At 63.3% G+C, this 20,529-nt stretch carries 16 protein-coding genes; 7 read left to right on the top strand and 9 right to left on the bottom strand.

Annotated elements, in window-relative coordinates; translation table 11 throughout:
• Positions 1-266: 266 nt before the first annotated feature.
• A complete protein-coding gene (locus tag DW178_RS02560; protein ID WP_118349553.1) occupies positions 267-1,532 on the bottom strand; it encodes a RidA family protein in 1,266 nt (421 codons plus the stop codon).
• Between the two features lie 488 nt (positions 1,533-2,020).
• Here DW178_RS02560 and DW178_RS02565 point away from each other — a divergent pair, with 488 nt between their 5' ends.
• The 3 genes from DW178_RS02565 to DW178_RS02575 all read left to right on the top strand — a co-directional run bounded on the left by DW178_RS02565 (position 2,021) and on the right by DW178_RS02575 (position 4,862).
• Complete coding sequence (locus DW178_RS02565; protein ID WP_118349554.1) at positions 2,021-3,043, top strand: DUF5692 family protein; 1,023 nt, start codon at positions 2,021-2,023, stop codon at positions 3,041-3,043.
• Between the two features lie 73 nt (positions 3,044-3,116).
• Positions 3,117-4,076 carry a DUF5692 family protein gene (locus DW178_RS02570; protein WP_118349555.1) on the top strand — a complete coding sequence of 320 codons (960 nt, stop codon included), beginning with the start codon at positions 3,117-3,119 and terminating at the stop codon, positions 4,074-4,076.
• 63 nt (positions 4,077-4,139) lie between these two features.
• The gene (locus DW178_RS02575) at positions 4,140-4,862 is read left to right on the top strand and encodes a TetR/AcrR family transcriptional regulator (RefSeq protein WP_286168474.1); all 723 of its coding nucleotides are present in this window, start codon (positions 4,140-4,142) and stop codon (positions 4,860-4,862) included.
• Here DW178_RS02575 and DW178_RS02580 read toward each other — a convergent pair.
• Genes DW178_RS02580 through DW178_RS02605 form a run of 6 tightly spaced genes read right to left on the bottom strand, consistent with a single transcriptional unit; the run spans position 4,859 to position 10,885 of the window.
• The gene (locus DW178_RS02580) at positions 4,859-5,857 is read right to left on the bottom strand and encodes an XdhC family protein (RefSeq protein ID WP_118349557.1); all 999 of its coding nucleotides are present in this window, start codon (positions 5,855-5,857) and stop codon (positions 4,859-4,861) included. The two genes, DW178_RS02575 and DW178_RS02580, sit on opposite strands and share 4 nt — an antisense overlap.
• Positions 5,858-5,873: 16 nt before the next feature.
• Entirely contained in the window at positions 5,874-6,674 is an 801-nt protein-coding gene (gene yqeB, locus DW178_RS02585; protein WP_118349558.1) for a selenium-dependent molybdenum cofactor biosynthesis protein YqeB, read from the bottom strand.
• Entirely contained in the window at positions 6,662-7,321 is a 660-nt protein-coding gene (gene yqeC / locus DW178_RS02590; RefSeq protein WP_158573999.1) for a selenium cofactor biosynthesis protein YqeC, read from the bottom strand. The genes yqeB and yqeC overlap by 13 nt, the downstream gene beginning before the upstream one ends.
• 14 nt (positions 7,322-7,335) lie before the next feature.
• Complete coding sequence (locus tag DW178_RS02595; protein ID WP_118349560.1) at positions 7,336-9,627, bottom strand: xanthine dehydrogenase family protein molybdopterin-binding subunit; 2,292 nt, start codon at positions 9,625-9,627, stop codon at positions 7,336-7,338.
• Complete coding sequence (locus DW178_RS02600) at positions 9,620-10,093, bottom strand: (2Fe-2S)-binding protein (protein WP_118349561.1); 474 nt, start codon at positions 10,091-10,093, stop codon at positions 9,620-9,622. Before DW178_RS02600 ends, DW178_RS02595 begins: the two co-directional genes overlap by 8 nt.
• On the bottom strand, positions 10,094-10,885 hold the full coding sequence (locus DW178_RS02605; RefSeq protein ID WP_118349562.1) for an FAD binding domain-containing protein: 792 nt from the start codon (positions 10,883-10,885) through the stop codon (positions 10,094-10,096).
• 124 nt (positions 10,886-11,009) lie between these two features.
• On the opposite strand from DW178_RS02605, the gene DW178_RS02610 reads away from it, so the two are divergent.
• Positions 11,010-11,690 carry a nucleotidyltransferase family protein gene (locus tag DW178_RS02610; protein WP_118349563.1) on the top strand — a complete coding sequence of 227 codons (681 nt, stop codon included), beginning with the start codon at positions 11,010-11,012 and terminating at the stop codon, positions 11,688-11,690.
• Between the two features lie 116 nt (positions 11,691-11,806).
• On the opposite strand, the gene DW178_RS02615 is transcribed toward DW178_RS02610, so the two are convergent.
• A complete protein-coding gene (locus DW178_RS02615; protein ID WP_118349564.1) occupies positions 11,807-13,294 on the bottom strand; it encodes a uracil-xanthine permease family protein in 1,488 nt (495 codons plus the stop codon).
• A gap of 208 nt (positions 13,295-13,502) precedes the next feature.
• The gene (locus DW178_RS02620; RefSeq protein ID WP_118349565.1) at positions 13,503-14,480 is read right to left on the bottom strand and encodes a diaminopimelate dehydrogenase; all 978 of its coding nucleotides are present in this window, start codon (positions 14,478-14,480) and stop codon (positions 13,503-13,505) included.
• A 353-nt stretch (positions 14,481-14,833) separates the two neighbouring features.
• Between DW178_RS02620 and DW178_RS02625 the strand changes: the two genes are divergently transcribed.
• The 3 genes from DW178_RS02625 to DW178_RS02635 all read left to right on the top strand — a co-directional run bounded on the left by DW178_RS02625 (position 14,834) and on the right by DW178_RS02635 (position 20,469).
• On the top strand, positions 14,834-15,757 hold the full coding sequence (locus tag DW178_RS02625; protein ID WP_118349566.1) for a LysR family transcriptional regulator: 924 nt from the start codon (positions 14,834-14,836) through the stop codon (positions 15,755-15,757).
• A 240-nt stretch (positions 15,758-15,997) separates the two neighbouring features.
• Positions 15,998-17,116, top strand: a complete 1,119-nt coding sequence (locus tag DW178_RS02630; RefSeq protein ID WP_118349567.1) for a 5-methyltetrahydropteroyltriglutamate--homocysteine S-methyltransferase — start codon at positions 15,998-16,000, stop codon at positions 17,114-17,116.
• Between the two features lie 215 nt (positions 17,117-17,331).
• On the top strand, positions 17,332-20,469 hold the full coding sequence (locus DW178_RS02635; protein WP_118349568.1) for an ATP-binding protein: 3,138 nt from the start codon (positions 17,332-17,334) through the stop codon (positions 20,467-20,469).
• The last annotated feature ends 60 nt before the right edge of the window (positions 20,470-20,529 follow it).

The raw sequence follows: 20,529 nt of genomic DNA on the forward strand, positions 1-20,529 counted from the left end.
CCGCATCCATTCCTTTTCCCTGTATCCGCCAATCGAAACGCAGCTTCCCTGCGCTCAAACATCGTAGGAAACCACCATGCCCAGGACTTTCCCCATAAAGCAAGGGCGTGCGGCGAATCTCAAGCCGAAAGGCCGCCGCAGCAAGCGCTACGGCGTTTCAAGCCGCCCAAACCTTCCCCAACGCAAGAAAGGGAACGGGTGAAAACCCGTTCCCTTCCCAAAACCATCGGTCACCCGATGATCGACAAGGATTCGCGGATGATGCGCTAGGCGATCGGCGGGGTACCCTCGAAGTTGCCGAAGATGGCGTCGATCTGGATGGCGGCGCCCATGGGCAGGTTCGCAACGCCAACCACGCGACGAGCGGGGGTTCCCTCAGGGAAGAACTGAGCGTACACCTCGTTGACGGCGTCCATGTCGTTCATGTCCTTCACGAAGATGTTCACCTTGACGCAGTCTTCCAGGACATGGTCAACGCTCTCGATGATGGCCTTGATGTTCTTGAGAGCCTGCTCGGTCTCGGCCTTCACGCCGCCGGCGACCAGCACGCCCGTTGTCGGGTCAACGCCGAGCTGGGCGGAGATGTTGTTATAGTGGGAGAACGCCACGGTCTGGGAGGACAGCTCGTCCTTCGGAGCGTCGGCGATGTTGTTGGCCTCGATGATCAGGCCATGACGGGCCTCGACGGCCTGCGGCGGGGTGCCGTCGCCGTGGGAGCACACGGCCTCGATCTGCACGAGCGCATGCTGCGGCAGGTCGGCGACCTCGACCACGGTGCGGGCCGGCAGGTAGTTGACGGCGCGGGCGATGCCCGAATCCGGGAAGAAGCGCTTGTAGATCTCGTTCATGGCCTCAACGTCGCCGAGGTCCTTCAGGAAGACGGTGACCTTGACGATGTCGTCGAACGGAACATCCATGGCAGTCAGGACGGCCTTGATGTTCTTCAGGCACTGAGCGGTCTGCTCCTGCACGCCGCCCATGACGATCTGGTTGGAAACCGGGTCGATCGGCAGCTGAGCGGTGATGTTGTTGTAGTGGGAGAACGCCACGGACTGCGTGGACATCGCGTCGAACGGGGCGCTGTGGGTGTTGTTGGCGTACTTGACCAGGTCGCCGGCCTGGGGCTCGTTCGGGATGGTGCCTTCGCCGTTGGTGAGCAGAGCCTCAACCTGGACCAGGGCGCCCATGGGCAGATCGTTGACGGCAACGATGGTGCGGGCGGGCACATAGGTGGTGAAGAAGGACTTGTAAGCCCTCTCCACAACGTCGATGTCCATGATGTCCTTGACGAAGATGGTGACGCGAACGACGTCGTTCAGGTCATGATCGATGCTCGCAACGATGGCTGCGATGTTACGGAAGCACTGCTCTGCCTGCTCCTTGACACCGCCCTCGACGATTGCGCCGGTCTTAGGATCGACAGGCAGCTGGGCCGAGAGGTTGTTGTAATGGGAGAAAGCGACGGTCTGAGAGCACATCGGGCACTTCGGTGCGTTCTCGGTGTTCCTTGCCACTACCACGTTATCCGCCATGGCAATACCCTTTCTGTTGACAGCCTTCAATGAGGTTGCGCAAATACGTTTTCCCACGACTTGCGTCAGAGCGCATTTAACTTGACGGCTATTGTCGTTGTCAATCGGTTTTCAGCAAATTCGTTGCCGGCTTCTATCGGTTGAATCCCGTGAATCTATGGCGAAAAATGATTGGCCGATCCCATAATCCTTGGGTTTCGGCGCGTATTTTCCAGCGAAACCCTGTTGATTTCGCATACCGTTCGATGCCCTTTTCGGCAAAGTTTTTTCCAACCGTTACCGTTCCGTCAACCGCGTTTCCCGGCGAAAAACAGCCGCTTGCCGCCGAGCCTCTCCTTGACGAATCAAGGGCAAACCGTCAAGCCAACGGAAAAAGCCCTTGCTACACTCTCGCCGAAGGGAGCGGACCGAGCCGGATGAACGCCGTCGCAAGATAGCCGAACGGCGCCCCGGACGGCCCGCAGGCATACAAGGAGGAGGGATCCGCCATGTTTTTCTACGAGCCGCTATCGGCGACGGCATGCGTGAGCGTTTTGCTGTACCTGGCATTTCTGATCGGCATGAACGAGCTGTCGCGCCTGAACAAATGGGTAGGCGCGGTCATATTCATCGCGCTGCCGGTCGTTCTGACCGTCTTCGTTTGGCCCCATACCGCGGTCGAAGGCACGGGCGCCGGCACCTGGTTCCAGTGGGTGAAAACCTACTCGTGCTTAGCCGGAGCGATCTTGGGCTGGCTGATCGTCTACTTCCCCGCCTTCCAGAAGAAGTACATCGTCTGCATACCGCCCATCATCTTCGCCATCAACATCCTTGAGGCATGCATCCGCGACTTCCAGCTCACGGGCGTCAACGGCATCGTCGACGGCTACATGGTGGTCGGCGGCCCGTGGAACGTCATGAACGGCATAGCCGGCATCTTGAATGCCATCTGCATCTGCGGCTTCTTCGGCATCATCGTCAGCCGCGGCAAGAAGAAGGACTACGTCTGGCCCGATCAGCTGTGGTTCTGGATCATCGGCTACGACCTGTGGAACTTCGCCTACACCTACAACAGCGTCTCCGACCGCTCCATGTACTGCGGCCTGGTGCTTCTGGCAGCCTGCACCATCCCGGCGTTCTTCATCAAGCGCGGAGCCTACGCACAGCACCGCGTCCGCACGCTTGCCGTGAACATGATCGTCACCATGACCATCCCCTGGTTCTTCCTGCATCCGGCGTTCGTGGTCCATTCCACCAACAACCCCGCAGCTCACATGACCATCTCGGTCATCGCGCTCATCTTCAACGCGAGCTTGTTCATTTACCAGGCCTACACGATTTTCGGCAAGAAGCGCAACCCCTTCAAGCAGGAGCTCTACATCGACAACCCGCGCTTCCGCAGGGTGTACCTCGAGAGCATCGACGTTCCCGAAGGCCAACGCGAGGCAGCGCTGGCCAACCTTGAGGAGTTCGGCTACGTGGCCGCATGGGACGAGAAAGGCCGCGTCAAAACCATGGTGGAGCGCCCGTAACGCTTACGACCTTCGCGCCGCCGCACGATACGGGCAACCGCGGCGGCGCGCCGTTCAACCCAAGGAGGATCCCATGGGCATCCTATATCAAGCATCCGACCCTATGATCTGGGCGATCTGGCTGTTCGTCGTGTTCGCCCTCATGGCATTCAACGAGTTCGGCCGCACGAGCGTCTGGGGCGGCGTGGCGCTGTTCATCGTGGCCCCGATCGTGTTCACCATATTCGTCTGGCCCCACACCGCGGCGCCCGGCAACGAATACGGAACGGGCAACTGGTTCAACTGGGCTAAAACCTATTCCGCCTTGGCGGGATGCATCGGATTCATGGCGCTGCGGTTCGTGAAATGGCGCGGCGCGGACGGCAAGGAGCACCATCTGTATGAGAAACGATGGGCACTATGCTTCCCTCCGCTCATCCTGGCCATCAACATCGCCGAAGCCGTGGTGCGCGACGTGCAGATGTTCACGTACGGCCTGTGGGGCGGCGCCATCGTCGACCACGTCTGGATGATCTCCGGCCCTTGGAACATCATGAACGCGATCGCCGGCATCCTGAACATCGTCACCATCTGCGGCTGGTTCGGCATCTTCATCTCGAGGGACAAGTCGCGCGACATGATCTGGCCCGACATGCTGTGGATGTGGATCATCGCCTACGACCTGTGGAACTTCGCCTACACCTACAACTGCATGTCCGACCACTCCACCTACACGGGCCTGGCCCTGCTGATCGCCTGCACCGTCCCGACGTTCTTCACGAAACGCGGCGCATGGCTGCAGCATCGTGCGCAGACGCTGGCGCTGTACGCCATGTTCGCCATGGCGCTCCCGCAGTTCTACACGTTCGCCGAGATTCCCACGACCCACAACCCGAACGCGTTCTTCGCCGTCAGTCTGGTGGCGCTCATCGCCAATGTGGCCCTTGCCGCCTACCAGCTACGCCGAATCCGCGCACGGCGCCTTAACCCGCTTAAGGACGAGCTCTATAATGACACGAAGAGCTATCGAGAGGTCGTCGAGGAAAACCGCTGATCTACAGCGAACCGCGCCTTAGCGCACGCAGCGCGGCGGCTTCCCAACATGCGAAGGAGCCCCGTGTCTGCACTGGACAGCAAGCCGTTACCCGGATTCGATCCTGACCTGCCGCACCCCGTCACGCGGCAGGTTAGGCAAAGCGCGCGGCTTGAAGGCACCGCCGGCGACATCATGCTGGCGGCGCGCGAGCTTTACGAAACCGAAGGGGTCGCCGCCACCAGCATGGCCGCCATCGCCCGCAAGGCCGGCGTGGCGCGCAGCCTTCTATACTATTACTTCCCCGACAAGCAGGCCGTCACCGACGCCGTGATCGAGGATTATCTTGAGGATCTGGTCGAAAGCGTGTCCACCTGGAACGAGCTGCGCGCATTCGGCGAGACGCCCTCGGAGCTGAAAAACTGCGTATCCATGCTACGACGCGCGCTCTACACGGCATCGGGCGACCCTCGCCCGATGTTTTCCGTGCTCGAGGAGCTCGGCCTGCGCGACCGCTTCGCCACGCAGGCCGTCCGCGAGGTGGTGGCATGCATCCAGAACTACATCGTGTCCGAGTACATGGCGTACCGGACCATCGAAATCCAGCTGATCCCTGAGACGTTCGGCCTGCTCATATTCGGGTTAGCGGGGATGATGAAGGCCAAGCCCGACATCACCGACGACGAGCTTGCAACGCTTATCGCCCAAACGCTTCGCCTTGACATGACGGTGATCGATCCGCCGCCATGGCCGGAGCACCCTGATGCGCCTTCGCGCCCGACGCCATCTCCCGATGGCGCGGCTTAGCGCGTCGCTCGGTGCAGGATGCACTCGGCCGCTATGCTGACGGCTATCTCCTCGGGCGTTTCGGCCTTGATGTCCAACCCTATGGGCATGTGCACAGCATCAAGCGCCGACCCGGGAATCCCCGCCTCCAGCATGCGCTCGCGCGCCGTGGCGACCTTGCGTCGCGAGCCCATGAACCCCACATATGCCAACGGCTGGTGGAGCACCTGCTCCAGCACGGCGAAATCGTGCCGATGGCTGTGCGTCATGATGAGGACGTAATCACGCTCGTCAAGGGTCAAGGAGGCAGCGATAGCGCTGTAGTCCCCCACGACCACCTGCTGCGCGCCGTGGGATTTGCCGGCGTTCGCGAACTCAGGACGGCAGTCGAACAGCGTGCAGGAAAACCCCACGCGCGACAGGGCCGAAACGGTGGCGCTGCCCACATGCCCGCCGCCGAACACCACGGCGCGGACCGGCAAGGGAACGGGCAGCATAAGCCAACCGTCCGCGATGCAGCGCTCCTTCTGGCCGCGAACCCGATCGCCCGGCGCGGAGCCGTCGCCTGCGAGCAAGGCCCCATCGGCGTCGAGCAACGCGACGCCTTCGCCAGATCGTGGCAGCTCATCACAGCAGCTTAACGCCAGATACGCCGGCGCACGTTGCTCGAAACAGCGCAACAGCTCGCTGGCGACCTTGGCCCACGCTGCGCTGCCGCCGCATATCGGAACGTAGAGCAAGCTTGCGCTTCCGCCGCAGACCATGCCCAGGCGCTCCTCAAGGCCCATGCTCTCGAAACGGTGCGCCTTGCCTCCCAGCAGACGACGCGCGCAGGCTATGCCATGCGCTTCAAGGGCGCCGCCGCCGATGGTGCCGCACACCAGCCCATCGGCGGACACCAACATGAGCGTTCCCGCTTTGCGCGGCGTGGAGTCCTTGCTTTCCGCCACCGCGACCAGCACCAACGGCTCGCCCGCACGGCAAGCGCCTGCGATATGCTCTGCGATCTTGCGCATCTTCCCACCTCACGCCCTATCGGGCCGAAAACGTTCCACCTACATGAAGGATAGCCTCAAGCACGCCGCCCGCAACCGCCAGGCCTTTGTCCGAGACCAGCCCGCAATAGCCGCTCTGGTCGCGTGGATCAACATCGCCGCACTTCAAACCCTGGCGAACCTGCACCCCATCGGCTATCAGGCCGCGCAAAACGCCCGTGAGCGTGGCAACCACGGGGACATCCCCCGCATACGCCACAACCTGGCCTTCCTCAACATGGTCGCCTATGGTCGCAACGCCGCGGAATTCGCCATCGCAGGGGGCGCGCAGCACGCGTTCGCCGGCGAAGCCGCCCACCAAACCAGGCACCGCGGTGTTCGGCAACGCCGACCCCTCGTAATACGCTCGGCCCAGGGTATGCCCGCGCATGGTCTCCACCACGGCATGGCAATCCACGCCTGCGGTGAATCCCGGGCCGACCCCGACGACGATGGGCGCCATATCCATGGTAGTGCCCAGGTTGCGCTTGGCCAGCACGGCATCGACCACCGCGTCGGGCGCCACGTCCTTGACGCATGCGCACACGGGGTCCACCAAAACAGGGACGACGCCTTCGCCGGAAAGCAGATCCAAGGCATGGGACGCATCACGGGCACGCACGGCCGTCACGCCTTCCACCTGGGCTTTCCCCATACGAACGGCTTCGCTGAAGGCAACGGTGCGACGGACCGTCAAAGGCTGCCCTATCTCGGTCATAAGCACGGAAGCGCCGCATCGCACAAGGCGCAGCGCGATGGCGCTGGCGATATCGCCGGCGCCGCGGATCACCGCAAGCATCGAAGATCGTCCCTCCAAAGGCTTCCCGCCACCACCGGCGTATCGCACAGCGCCGCGATGCGCCGCGCCGCCTGCCAGTCGGCGGCGGTCTCCACCTTGTTGATCAAAACCACGTCATGAAGCGCCTCGGCGCAAAGCACCGCCGCCAACGCCTCGGGCGTGACCGCATCGTCGACGGAAACGCCGGCCAGCTGCGCGAAGATTTGCGGCCGGTGGCACGTCTGCGAAACGGGGGCGCCTAGGCCGTCGACCCCGACCACGCACACCGTCCGCCCGGCGCACGCGGGGATGACCGGCTCGTGCTCGGCATGCGCCTTCAGCGGGAGCTTCTTCGCCCCGTCCGCCTCCACCAGCACATAGTCCGCCAAACATACCAGGTCGAAAAACGCCGCCCGCGGCTCGGCCAGCTTGTCTGTGGGTAGATGAATGGAGCCCGCGCACACGATGGGGGCCTCCAAAAGCGCCGCCTGCACATCGTCGGGCGACGCGCCAAGCACCACGGGGCACCAATCGGGCACGTGCATCTTCGTGCTGGTGGCCACGACCACGCGCGCATCGCGCGACAGCTCCTCGGCCAAGGCGCGCAAAAGCGTGGACTTGCCGCCACCGCCGATGATGGCCGTAAGCCCACGCTGAATATGTAGCAAGCTGCTTAGGATGCCTACTCCTCAGGTTTCGCCAGCAAGATGTGCTCGGGAAGGATGGGCAGCTCGCGATGCCACACGCCCGTTGCCCGGTAGATGGCCTGCGCCAGCGCGGGACCCGGCGTGTTGATGACGATCTCGCCGATGGACTTCGCGCCGAACGGGCCCGTGGGCTCGTAGGAATGCTCGAACTCCACGTTGATGCGGCCCGTGTCCAGACGGGTGGGCAACCGGTACGTGAACAGGCTCGATTCGCGGATGGCTCCCTTGGGCGTGCGCGTGACGTCCTCCATGAGCGTATGCCCGATGCCCTGCACGATGCCGCCTTCCACCTGGATGCGCGCGAGCGCCGGGTTGATGGGGATGCCGCAATCGACCACGGCGGCGTAGTCGAGCACCTCTACCACGCCGGTCTCGCGGTCGAGCTCGATCTCGACCATGCCCACCATGTACGGCGGCGGGGACACCGGCGAGGAATGCTGGGCGGTTGCCTCCGGGGCAAGACGGCAGTTGCACTGGCTTTTCGCGGCGATCTCGGGCAGCGAGACCGTGCGCCCCGTGGCCTCGTGGCGAACGCATCCGCCCTCGAAGCGCAGCTCGGCCGCATCGCAGCCGAGCTCCTCGGCGGCGATGGCGCACAGGCGCTCCTTGAGCTGCGTGCACGCCTTCTCCACCGCCATGCCCGTGACATAGGTGGTGGAAGAAGCGTAGGAACCTGAATCATACGGGGACGCATCGGTGTCGGCTCCGAACACGCTCACGGCATCCACGGGGCATTCCATATGCTCGGCGACCATCTGGGCCAGGATGGTGTCGCAGCCCGTGCCCATGTCGGCCGCGGCGATGAGCAACATGTATCCCCCGTCGTCGTTGAGCTTGACGGTGACCGAGCCCACGTCGATGCCGGAGATGCCCGAACCCTGCATGGACATGGCAACGCCGGCGGCGCGCACCTTGCCGTTGCCCATGTCGCGCACGGGGAACTTATCCTTCCAGCCGAACATATCGCTGCAGTGCTGCATGCAGCGGTCCAGGGCGCAGGCGTTTGCCACCTCGCCGAAGTAGGCGGGCATGGCCATGCCCTCGCGCACCATGTTCTGCTCGCGCAGCTCCACCGGGTCGCGACCCAGCTTCGCTGCCAGCTCGTTGACGGCGCTCTCCACGGCGAACTGGCCCTGCGTGGCGCCGAAGCCGCGGTATGCGCCCGATGGCTGCATGTTCGTGTACACCACGTTGGCGTCGAACTTGAACGCCTCGAGCGAGCCGGTGTAGAGCGGAATGGACTTGTGGCCGGTCAGGCCGACCGTGGCCCAGCCGTGCTCGCCGTAGGCGCCCGAGTTCGACAGCGTGACCACCCCAAGCGCGCGGATGCGGCCGTCGTTGTTCGCACCCAGGCGGATCTTGATCTCCATCTCATGGCGCGGTGACCCGCAGGTTTGCGATTCCTTGCGCGAGAACACGCACAGGGCCGGACGCCCCGTCTTCATGGTGACGAACGCGGGATACACCTCGCTTACCGCCGTCTGCTTCGCGCCGAAGCCGCCGCCGATGCGCGGCTTCTCCACGCGGATGCGGCTTTTCGGGATGCCGAGCGCGTGCGACAGGATGCGGCGGACGTGGTAGACGATCTGCGTGGACGAGATCACGTGCAGCCTGCCGTAGCGGTCCAGCTGGGTGAACGTGCGGAACGTCTCCATCATGGCCTGGTTGTACGCCTTCGTGTGGTAGGTGCGCTCCAGCACCACATCGCAATCGGCCAGCACCGCCTCGATGTCGCCGCCGGCGTCGGAGGTGGTGCCCACCAGGTTGCGCGCGTTGTCGCCGCCCAGGTCGCACAGCATATGCCAGTTGTCCTCGGGGTGCACCAGCACAGGGTTGTCCTTAGCGGTGCGGAAATCCAGGACAGGCTCCAGCACGTCGTACTCCACCTTGATGCGCGAAAGGGCCGTTTGGGCGGCTTTCTCGTTCTCGGCTGCCACGATTGCCACCACGTCGCCCACGAAACGCACGTGCCGATCGATGATCAGGCGGTCATAGGGGCTGGTTTCAGGATAGGTCTGACCGGCGTTGGAGAAGCGTTGGTCGGGCACGTCCTCCCAGGTGTACACGTCGACCACACCAGGCACCTTCTTCGCCTTAGATGCGTCGATGGTCTTCACCATGGCGTTGGCGTGGAGGCTCCGCAGGAGCTTGACCACCAGCGCGTCGGGCGCGATATCCTCGGTGTAGACGGGCTTTCCCAGCAGAAGCTGCAGCGAGTCCTTCTTGCGGACCGACTTGCCTACGGAGCGGTATTCGGGCTTATCCACGCTCGACCTCCTTGCCGTGCTTTTCGTCCAGGAAGGCGCGGATGCCGCGCAGCTGCCCCACGTAGCCCGAGCAACGGCACAGGTTGCCGCTCAGATACGCCAGGATCTCATCGTCGGTGGGATCGGGGTTCTCGCGCAGCAGCGCGATGGTATTCATCACGAAGCCGGGGTTACAGAAACCGCACTGCTCGGCGCCCTGGTCGGCGATGAAACCCACGAACTCCGACGTCTCGGCCTGCAGGCCCTCCAACGTGCAGACGCTGCGACCGTCGGCGCGGGCGGCCAACGTGGAGCAGGACAGCACGGGCACGTCGTCGAGCATCACCGTGCACAGGCCGCACGCGGACGTCTCGCAGCCGCGTTTGACGCTTTTGCACCCGTGGGCGCGCACGAAATCGATGAGCAGCATGTCGGCGGGAATGTCGTCAACCACCGTTTTGCCGTTCAGCTTGATCTTGACTTCCATCTAGCGCACCTCCCCTAACGCAAGCAGGGCGCGGCGCACGAGCACGGGCGCGAGCGCGCGGCGGTACTCGGCGCTGCCCCACATGTTCCCGGAAACGCGGATGCCTCCCACGGCATGCTCGGTGAACGCCGCGGCGCTTGCCTCGGTGATGCCGTCGGCAAGGATGCCCTGGTCATCGCGCAGAAGCACGGCACGACCCGGGCGAGCGCCCACCGTCACGCGGTATTCGCCGCCCAGCTTCGCCGCCATGCAGTTGAGCGTGGGGAGGTCGGTGCGCTGCTTCCGCACGGCCTGGTACGCGAACGCGCCGGGGCGCTTCTTGACGATAAGGCGCACCAGGATGTCCTTGTCGTAGGGCGTGTTCACGAACCGCTCCAGGGGCACGACGCTGCCTTCGTGCAGCTCGACGTAGCTGTCCATGGCAAGAAACGCCGTGACGATGTCGGAGAAGCCCATGCGGCGCCACAGGCTACCGCCGAGCGTGGCGCCGTTGCGGAACTGCACGCCCACGATATCTTGGAACGCCGCCTTGATGGCGCCGCGGGAATAGGCGTCAAGGCCGGCGTGGGTTTCCATCTGACGCAAGGTGACCATGGCGCCGATGCGGAACTCCTCGTCGGTCTCCTCGATGGTGTCCAAGCCCAGATCGCACAGGTCGATGGCGGTGCCAAGGGAATGGTTGCCCATCTTCAGCCACATCATGCCGGCCACCACGCGATTGCGCTTCTTCTGGTTCAGCTCCCAAGCCTCTTGCAGGCTTTGCGGGCGAACATATTTCTGAAAGGTAATAATGGTGCACCCCGTTGCTTGAGGTTTATAGAAACGTACATATTATACTGTGGCCGGGGAATCCTTCGAAAGCCCCGCATACCGAACCCAACCGACCGACCATCGAATCTGCAAAGGCGAACCGACCATGACCAACCCCGTTGAAACCCCGAACGCCGTGCATGGCTGCATCATCATGGCATCGGGCCTGGGCACGCGCTTCGGGTCGAACAAGCTTATGGCGAACCTTGACGGCGCGCCGCTCATCGCCCACGCGATCAGCGCCTGCGACGGGTTGTTCGCGAAATGCGTGGCGGTCACGCGCCACGAGGACGTGGCGAAGCTGTGCCGCACCCTGGGCGTGGAAGCCATCGTGCACGACGAACCGCTCAGAAGCGACACCGTGCGCCTGGGGATGCAGGCCATGGACGCGTGCGATACGGTCACGTTCATCCAGGCAGACCAGCCGCTCATCAGCGCGAACACCCTTGCCGCCTTGCTTCGCAGCGCCGAGGCGCACCCCGAATTCATCTGGCGCGTCGGCTTCCAGGGCACGCAAGGCGCACCGGTGCTGTTCCCAGCTTGGGCATTCGACGAGCTGCGCGCGTTGCCGCCGGGCAAGGGAGGCGGCTTCGTGGCCAAAGCCCATGCGCAGCGCGTGCGCTGTGTGAAAGCCGCCAGCGAATGGGAGCTGTTCGACGTGGACACCGTGCAGGACCTGGAAGCGCTGCAGGCGCATATGAAGCAATGCCGAGCTGCCTCCATAGGCGGCAACGACGTAACCGGATGGCCGGACGAGCCATCGGGCGTGCCAGCACGCCGACCGTAAAGCCGCACATCACCCCAAGGCGGGCTAACCCGCCCGCAAAGCCCCTGAAAGCCTGAAATGCCCGGTAAGTCGCGCAGACCTACCGGGCATTCTCATCATATATGCGTCGCGAAAGGCTATACGTCTGCGTCGCTTTGGGTAATTTCCTTATCCTTGGGGAGCACGATGTTCAAGATGATGGCCATGGCCGCCGCGGCAACGATGCCGGAGCCGCCGAAGATCAGGCTAACCATCTGGGGAGCGCCTGCCAAAACCGCCGGGTTGGCGCCGATGCCGTAGCCCAGGCCCAAGGCCACCGATACGATGCTCAGATTGCGCGGGGTCAAAGGCTCGCGCGTGATCAGCTGGATGCCGCTGACCACGATGGAGGCGAACATGATGACGGCCGCGCCGCCCAGAACGGACTGCGGCATGATGGAGACCACCGCGCCCAGCTTCGGGCACAAACCGCACAAGATCAGGAACACCGCGCCGCAGGCCAGGGCCTTGCGGTTGACCATCTTCGTCATGGTGACCAGGCCGACGTTCTGGCTGAACGAGGTGTTCGGCAACACGCCGAACAGGGCCGCCGCGGTGGAGCCCAAGCCGTCGCAGATCACGCCGCCGGAAAGCTCCTTGTCGGTGGCCTCGCGGTTCATGCCGCCCTGCGTGACGCCGGAGATGTCGCCGACGGTCTCGACGGCGGTGACCACGAACATCACGAGCACGGGGGCGATAGCGCGCATGTCGAACACGGGCGCCACTGGCAGCGGGTTGGGCACGGCGAACCATGCCGCCGCGGCAACCTTATCCCAGTTCAAAACCCATGCCTTCGTATATTCGACGCCGTTCGCGTCGACACCGGTGGTGGGCAGGACCATGCCCATGATGCCCGCCGCGATATAGCCGACGATGATGCCGACCAAAATGGAGGATGCGCTCAAAAACCCGGTGGTCGCGTGCTTGACCGCCAAAATGACCACCAGCACGACAAGCGCCAGGCACAGGTTCTCAAACGAGCCGAAGTCCTTGGCGCTGGCGCCGCCGCCGAAGGTGTTCACGCCGACGCTGATCAAGCTCAAGCCGATGGAGAGCACCACCGTGCCCGTGACCACGGCCGGGAAGAACCGGCGCAGGGGCTTGAGGAAAAAGCCAAGCACGGCCTCGAACAGGCCGCCGATGATGGAAGCACCCATGATGGCGCCGTAGGCCAACAGGCCGCCGCCCATGGATGCCGCCACGGAGTTGAACACGCCGATGAAGCCCGAGGACGTGCCCATGATGATGGGCACCCTGCCGCCGATGGGGCCGACGCCGAACAGCTGGACCAAAGTCACCACGCCAGCGATCCACATGGCGTTTTGCAGCAGCACCAGCTGCACGTCCGCGAACTCCGCACCCGCCAGGCCGCACGCGCCCGTGACGATCAAAAGCGGCGTCAGGTTGCCCACGAACATCGCCAGCACGTGCTGCAGGCCCAGCGGAATGGCCTGCGCCAGCGACATATCGCCCTCGAACGAGAAAACGCCGAGCGACTTTGCGTTACCGGAGGTTTCCTCCGAAGCAGCGGCCGAGCAATCCTTCTCCTGAGGCTGCTCTACCGCCTCCGGCTTCTCATCTACCATGCACATCCCCCTTCCAAAGGACGGAAACTGCAAAAAAATAGCACCCTGGCGCGTTTTTTTGAAGAAGGTATGGAGTAATTTACACGTACGTGACATTTTCAGGCACGCCCATGGCGGCCCCAAACGCAAAGCGGGAGCGCTGCCCGTTCGGCAACGCCCCCGCCTACATGCCCGCCCGCGCGCTGACTTAGTTCTAGGAACCGCGCCCTTACAGCATGTGGGCGCGCAGCTCCTCGCCGCTTACGGACGAGAGGTAAGCGGGCGCGATGTCGAACACAGTCTTGCAGCCCTTCGCGCCCTCGAAGGCCAAGCGCGCGACCGCGCGAGCGTAGGACACCAGCACGCAGGCGGTGAACTCAGGGTTGGAGCCCAGGTCGAGCGAGTACTCGATACGGCAATCGTTGCCGCCGGCCGTGGTGCCCGTGCGGATGACGAAGCCGCCGTGCGGCAGGCCCGCGTGGTCGCGATCGAGCTCTTCCTGGCTGATGAAGTTCACCGTGACGTCGTACTCGTCGAAGTAGTTCGGCATCTCGACGATCTGCTTCTCCACGGCCTGGGCGTCGGCGCCCTCCTCAAGCACCACCCAGCACTCGCGCGTGTGCTTCTGGCGCGTGGTCAGCTGCGGGTTGCCGCCGGCGCGCACCGCATCGAGCGAGGAGGGCACGGGGATGGTGTATTGGCGCGCATCGGCCACGCCGGGGATGCGGCGCAGCGCGTCGGAGTGCCCCTGGGACACGCCGCGGCCCCAAAACGTGTAGTCCGCGCCCTGCGGCAGGATGCAGTTGGCGTACAGGCGGTTCAGCGAGAACAGGCCCGGGTCCCAGCCGCAGGAGATGAGCGCGCAGGTACCGGCGTTACGGGCAGCCGCGTCAACGTTCGCGAAATGCGCGGGGATGTTGGCGTGCGTGTCGAACGAGTCCACCACGTTGTACAGCGCCGCGTACTTCGGCGTCTGCTCGGGAAGGTCGGTGGCGCTGCCGCCGCACAGGATGAGCACGTCGATGTCCTCGTTGCCGGTTTCCAGGTCGGCCACGGAGCGAACGGGCACGCCCTCGGTGGCGATGCTCACGCTTGCGGGGTCGCGGCGCGTGTACACCGCCGCGAGCTCCATGTCGTCGTTCTGGCGAATGGCCAGCTCAACGCCACGTCCAAGGTTTCCGTATCCCAAAATGCCGATGCGAGTCATTTCGCTTCCTTTCCCGATGCGGCGGCGCAGGGCCGCGATAGTGCCTGAAAAACGCTTCCATGATACGCGTATCATGCGCCAAACCCGCAAGCGCCGCGCAATTTCCGCATACCAACCGTATAGGGAAACGCCCGCTAAACCCCGATTGCAACGCGGCGGCGAACACTCGCTCGCGGCGTCGCGACAAACTGGCGGTGAACGCCCGCGCATGGCACGACGGTAAGCCTGCGCGCAACGCAACGGCGGCGCCCCGTCCGCAACGCCGCGGCCGATCCTTGCGCAACACCGCCGCGGCGCGGATCGACCCGGCTATATCCTACCGGTCCCCTTCCCTTCCTGCTAGAATACGGCCCATGAAACTTCAACAGCTCAGATACGTCATCCAGGTAGCCGAATCCGGGTCGCTCACCGCGGCGGCAGAGAAGCTCTTCGTCGCGCAGCCCAGCCTTTCCAAAGCGGTGTCGGAGCTTGAACGCGAAATGGACATCACCATCTTCACGCGCTCGCGCACCGGCGTCGTCCCCACCGAAGAGGGCATGCGCTTCCTCTCTCGTGCCCGCCAAGTCATCGAGCAGGCCGATCTTTTGGAAGGCGAATATAAGGGCGCCGACCGCATCCGCCGCGTGTTCGGCATCTCCACCCAGCATTACGCCTTCGTGGTGAACGCGTTCGTCTCGCTCGTGCGCGAATACGACCGCAACCGCTACGAATTCTCGCTGCGCGAGACGTCCACCGCCGGCATTATCGACGACGTGCGGGTGCAGCGCAGCGAGCTGGGCGTGCTATACCGCTGCGACTTCAACGAAAGCGTCATCTCGAACGTGGTGAAGTCGGCCGACCTGCACTTCGTGCCGCTGTTCCGTGCGAAGCCGCACGTATTCGTCAGCCGCAACAGCCCGCTGGCGCACCTTGAGCGCGTCACCCTTGCCGACCTGGCGCCCTACCCGCGCCTGAGCTATGACCAGGGCATTCGCAACTCGCTGTACTATGCCGAGGAGCTGCATATCGCCGAGGCCGTGGACAAGAGCATCGTGGTAACCGATCGCGCGACGCTGTTCAACCTGATCATCGGCCTTGACGGCTACACCATCTCAAGCGGCATCCTTTCCGAGGACCTCAATGGCAGCCAGATCATGTCCATCCCGCTCGAAAGCCCCGAGCATATGGAGCTGGGATACGTCAAACGCGCCGACCGGCCGCTGTCCTCTGTCGCCGAGCGCTACCTGCAGCTGCTGCAGGAGTACGTCAACGAATACCAGCGCGAAGCCGGCGAATAAGGGCAAGGCGCAGGGGCGCCCCCATACCGCCGGCCCCACTGCGCGGCACGGCCAAGCGGCAGCGCAAACCGCAAGGCGCGTCGTCGGGCGCCGCCTGCCGGCGCCCGACGACGCGCGCCAAGCCGCAGCCCGCTTCCATTCCTTTTAGCTATACATAACCCTATCAAACCGATAGTTTTCTATCACGCGGGCCTGTGGCATCCTTTCCCTCGCAACACAAGCGATGAAAGGACGCCACCCATGGCCATCACCAACCCTCCCTACGCATATGACATCGTCGGCAGCTTCCTGCGCCCCGAGGCCCTCAAGCGGGCGCGCGCCGATTTCGCCGCCGGAACCATCACCCGCGAGCAACTGACCGCCGCCGAGGACGCTGCCATCGCAGACCTGGTGGAAAAGGAGAAACAGGCGGGCCTGAAGGCCGTCACCGACGGCGAGTTCCGCCGCGCCATGTGGCACCTCGACTTCCTGGAGGGCCTGCAAAACGTCGAGCACGTCGATGCCGAAACGTGGTCGGTAGAGTTCAAGGGCCCCAAGCCCAAGGGCGCCCAGCTGGTGTTCCGCGACAAGATCGCCTTCGGCGACCACCCGTTCCTGGCCCATTTCGCCAAGCTGCGCGACATCGCCGGCGACTATCCGGTGAAGCTGACCATCCCCGCACCCTCCATGCTGCACCTCATCCCCTGCGTGCGCGGCAAGGCCACGTACCGCCCCATCGAGCGCTATGCCGATGAGTCGGTGCTCTTCGACGACATCGTGGAGGTGTACCGCGATGCCGTGCGCGCCTTCTACGACCTGGGCTGCCGCTACCTGCAGTTCGATGACACCAGCTGGGGCGAGTTCTGCGACCCGGCTAAGCGCGAGGCGTATGCCGCCGAGGGAATCGACGTCAACCAGGTGGCGAAGGACTACGTGGACGTGATCAACCGCATCCTTGAGGCCAAGCCCGAAGACATGACCATCACCACGCACATCTGCCGCGGCAACTTCCGCTCCACGTGGTTCTCCTCCGGCGGATACGAGCCGGTGGCCGAGGTGCTCTTCGGCGGGGCGAACTACGACGGCTTCTTCCTGGAGTACGATTCCGACCGCTCCGGCGATTTCGCCCCGCTGGCGCATATCCGCGACCAGAAGGTGGTATTGGGCCTGGTCACGTCCAAGTTCCCCGAGCTGGAAAACGAGGACGACGTAATCGCGCGCATCCATGAGGCAGCGCAATACGTTCCGCTCGAGCAGCTGCGCCTGTCCACGCAGTGCGGCTTCTCCTCCACCGAAGAGGGCAACGTGCTCACCGAGGATGACCAGTGGGCCAAGATCGCGCTGGTGCGACGGGTCGCCGAGCGCGTCTGGGGCGAATAAGCGGCCAACGCACGTAACCGAACCCGATACGTTGGGCCCGGGAACGATGGTTCCGGGCCCAACTTGTTTTGACGCGGGATAACGCTTGGCACAATGCTTGTTTCGAAAACGGCACCGCTCTGACTTTCTAAACCTACGCAACGGTCGCCCGAAGCGACCCCATGATAGAATCGTCGTTGACTCGTATCAGCTTCCCCGTATCGCAAAGGCTTAGGATGAACACGCGCACCATCAGCAAAGGCAGCCGAATCTCGCGCGTCCTCATGACGGCGCTCACCGTCGTGCTCATCTTCCTGTTCTTCGACATTATGTCGCTGGTTGCCGACATCCAAGGCACCGCTCGCGTGGTGAACTATGCCGGATTGGTGCGCGGCACCACGCAGCGCATCGTGAAGATGGAGGACGCGGGGCTTGCGCAGGATAAGCTGATCGAGGCGGTGGATTCCTACATCGACGGCCTGCGCTACGGAAGCGATGACCTTGATTTGGTGCGTCTTGACGACGATGCCTATCAGGCGAAGATGACCGAGCTCTCCGAGTACTTCTACGACTTGCGCGACGAGATCGCGCAAGTGCGCGAAACCGGCTACCAGAACACCGATATCATCGCGAAAAGCGAGGATTTCTTCCAGGTCTGCGACCAAGCCACCAAGCTGGCGGAGGACTACTCGCAAGAGAAGGCCACCGCGCTCGACCGCCTGGAAAGCATTGTCGTAGCCGACATCGTAGGCCTGCTGGTGTTGTTCGCCATCGAGATCGTCCGCGCGCTGCGCACCGCGGCCCTGAGCAGGCAGCTGCAGCGCAAGGTGTACCTTGACGAGGCGACGGGCCTTCTCAACAAGAACAAGTGCGAGGAGATCTTGTCGCAGCCCGGGCCCATCGGCCCCGAAAGCCCCTTGGCCGTGTTCGTGTTCGACCTGAACAACCTTCGCACCATCAACAACAACCTTGGGCACGAAAAGGGCGATGAATACATCCGCTCTTTCGCGCTGCAGCTGGCGAAAGTGCAAAACCCCCTATGCTTCACCGGCCGCTATGGCGGCGACGAGTTCCTGGCGGTGCTGCGCGGCGCCGATGCCGCACAGGCCGCGGCGCTGCTCGACCGGATAAGGCGCAACGCAGATGAGTATTCCCAGGCCCATCCCGATATGCCCATCAGCTATGCCGCCGGCTACGCCCTGTCCAGCGAATTCGAATCCCCCACCATGCGCGAGCTGTTCCGCCAAGCGGACAAAAACATGTACATAGACAAGAACAACGCACGCCTTGCCGAGGCGGTGGCGCGCCAACGGCAAAACGAGCGCATCTTGAAGCGCGTTTCCCGTCTTGGCTTCCACTTCTCCAACTGCATATACTGCGACGCCAAGCTCGACCAATACCGCATCCTGCGCACATCATCGAATATGTTTCTAGCCGACAGCGGCAACTACTCGGGCGCCGTCGAGCACATCGCATGCTCGCTGACTTGCGAAGAGCAACGGCCCGAGGTGCGCCGCGCACTGCAGCTGGAAACGCTTCGCGAACGCCTTACCCCGCAAAGCGGACCTATCGAGCTGATCTTGCAAAGCCCGGCATGGCGCGGCCGCGTCACCGTGCTGCACCTAGACGATAGCAAGGAAGGGGCGCTCCATCACTTCGTGGTCGCCCTCGAGCCGTTCTCCGACGGATCGGCAAGCGAGAAGCAGCAGCTCTCCCGCTACTACGACCAGCTCAGGCAATCCATCCTCGAGAACGGCGGCGGCTACGTGGACGCACTGCTCGATTCTGCGCAGGCGGCATATTCGGTCGACCTGACCAACGATCGGCTTGAGCAGGTGTTCTTCGCGCCCGACGGGGGCTTGGCCGATCCGGACATGCAACTACCTTGCTCCTATACGGCCTTTTGCCGCGAACATGTCGGATCCGTCACCGAGGGCACGCTGGAAAGCTACCGGCTCGCAGATTCCTCGGAGAAGCTGCTTGCGCGTTTCAAAGGCGGCGCGAACGAGGTGACCATCGAATTCTGCGAAACAAGATCGGACGGCAAACCGCAATGGTCGCAAAAGGTCGTGCTCATGTCGCAAGATTCGCAATACCACATCGACACCCAAGATGAGCTTCCCGTTGTGCGCGGCATCGTGCTGATCAAGAACACCTCGGCGTTCCATGAGCGGGAACAAGCGGAAAAACACCGTCTTGAGCAGGCGCTGCAAACCGCCGACTCCGAGAGCAAGGCGAAAACCGAGTTCATGAACCGCATGAGCCACGACTTCCGCACGCCCATCAACGGCATATTAGGCATGCTCGACATCATCGGAGCAAGCGAGCAGGACCCCGCGAAAACCCGCCAATGCCTGGACAAGATCCAGATATCGGCGAACCACCTGCTCGACCTGGTCAACGACGTGCTCGATATGAGCAAGCTCGGCTCCGGGCAGGCGGTGCTCGAGCAGGACGAGTTCGACCTTCTGGAATTGGCCGATGACGTGGAATCGCTCGTTGCCGCCCAGATACTGGAAAGCGGCATCTCCCACGAACGATTCTGCAAAAACGTGAAGCACAGCCAGCTCATCGGCAGCGACCTGCGGTTGCGCCAGATCATGCTCAACCTGTTCAGCAACGCCATCAAGTACAACAAGCCCGGCGGGAGGGTTGACACGTATATCACCGAGCTTTCATGCAACGGCTGTACGGCGCTGTTCGAGTTCAAGATCGCCGACACCGGCGTCGGCATGAGCGAGGAGTTCGTGTCCGAGCACCTTTTCAAGCCGTTCACGCAAGAGCAAAACAGCGCACGCACCCGCTACCAGGGCACCGGCTTGGGCATGTCCATCGTGAAAACGCTCATCGACGCCATGGGCGGCACCATCAGCGTGCAAAGCACGCCCGATGTCGGAACGGAGATAACCTTCACGTTGCCGTTCAAGATAAACGGCAACGTAGCGGCGAAGCCTGAATGCGCTCAGGCCGCCCCGCAAGCCGAGGGCTCCCTTTCCGGCAAGCGCGTGCTGCTGGTCGAGGATAACGACCTGAACATGGAGATCGCCGAGTTCTACCTGGACCACGCCGGCGCCGCCGTGGTCAAAGCATGGAACGGCAAGGAAGCAGTCCGGATGTTCACAAGCTCGAAGCCGGGCACGATCTCGCTGATCTTGATGGACTTGATGATGCCCGTCATGGACGGCTACGAGGCCACCCGCGCCATACGCGCGCTCGACCACCCCGACGCGTCCACCGTGCCCATCATCGCCATGACGGCCAACGCCTTCGACGAGGATCGCAAGAAATCGAAGGCCGCCGGGATGAACGCGCACCTGGCGAAACCGCTTGATATGCAGGCGCTGCTGTCCGCAGCCGGACGTTTCTGCAGATAGGGCGCTGACACACGCAAACGCGCATTCGACGAGTCGGGCCCGGAACAAAGGTTCCGGGCC

This window comes from Eggerthella sp. AM16-19, from assembly GCF_003474385.1.
In the GTDB taxonomy this organism is placed as follows: domain Bacteria; phylum Actinomycetota; class Coriobacteriia; order Coriobacteriales; family Eggerthellaceae; genus Senegalimassilia.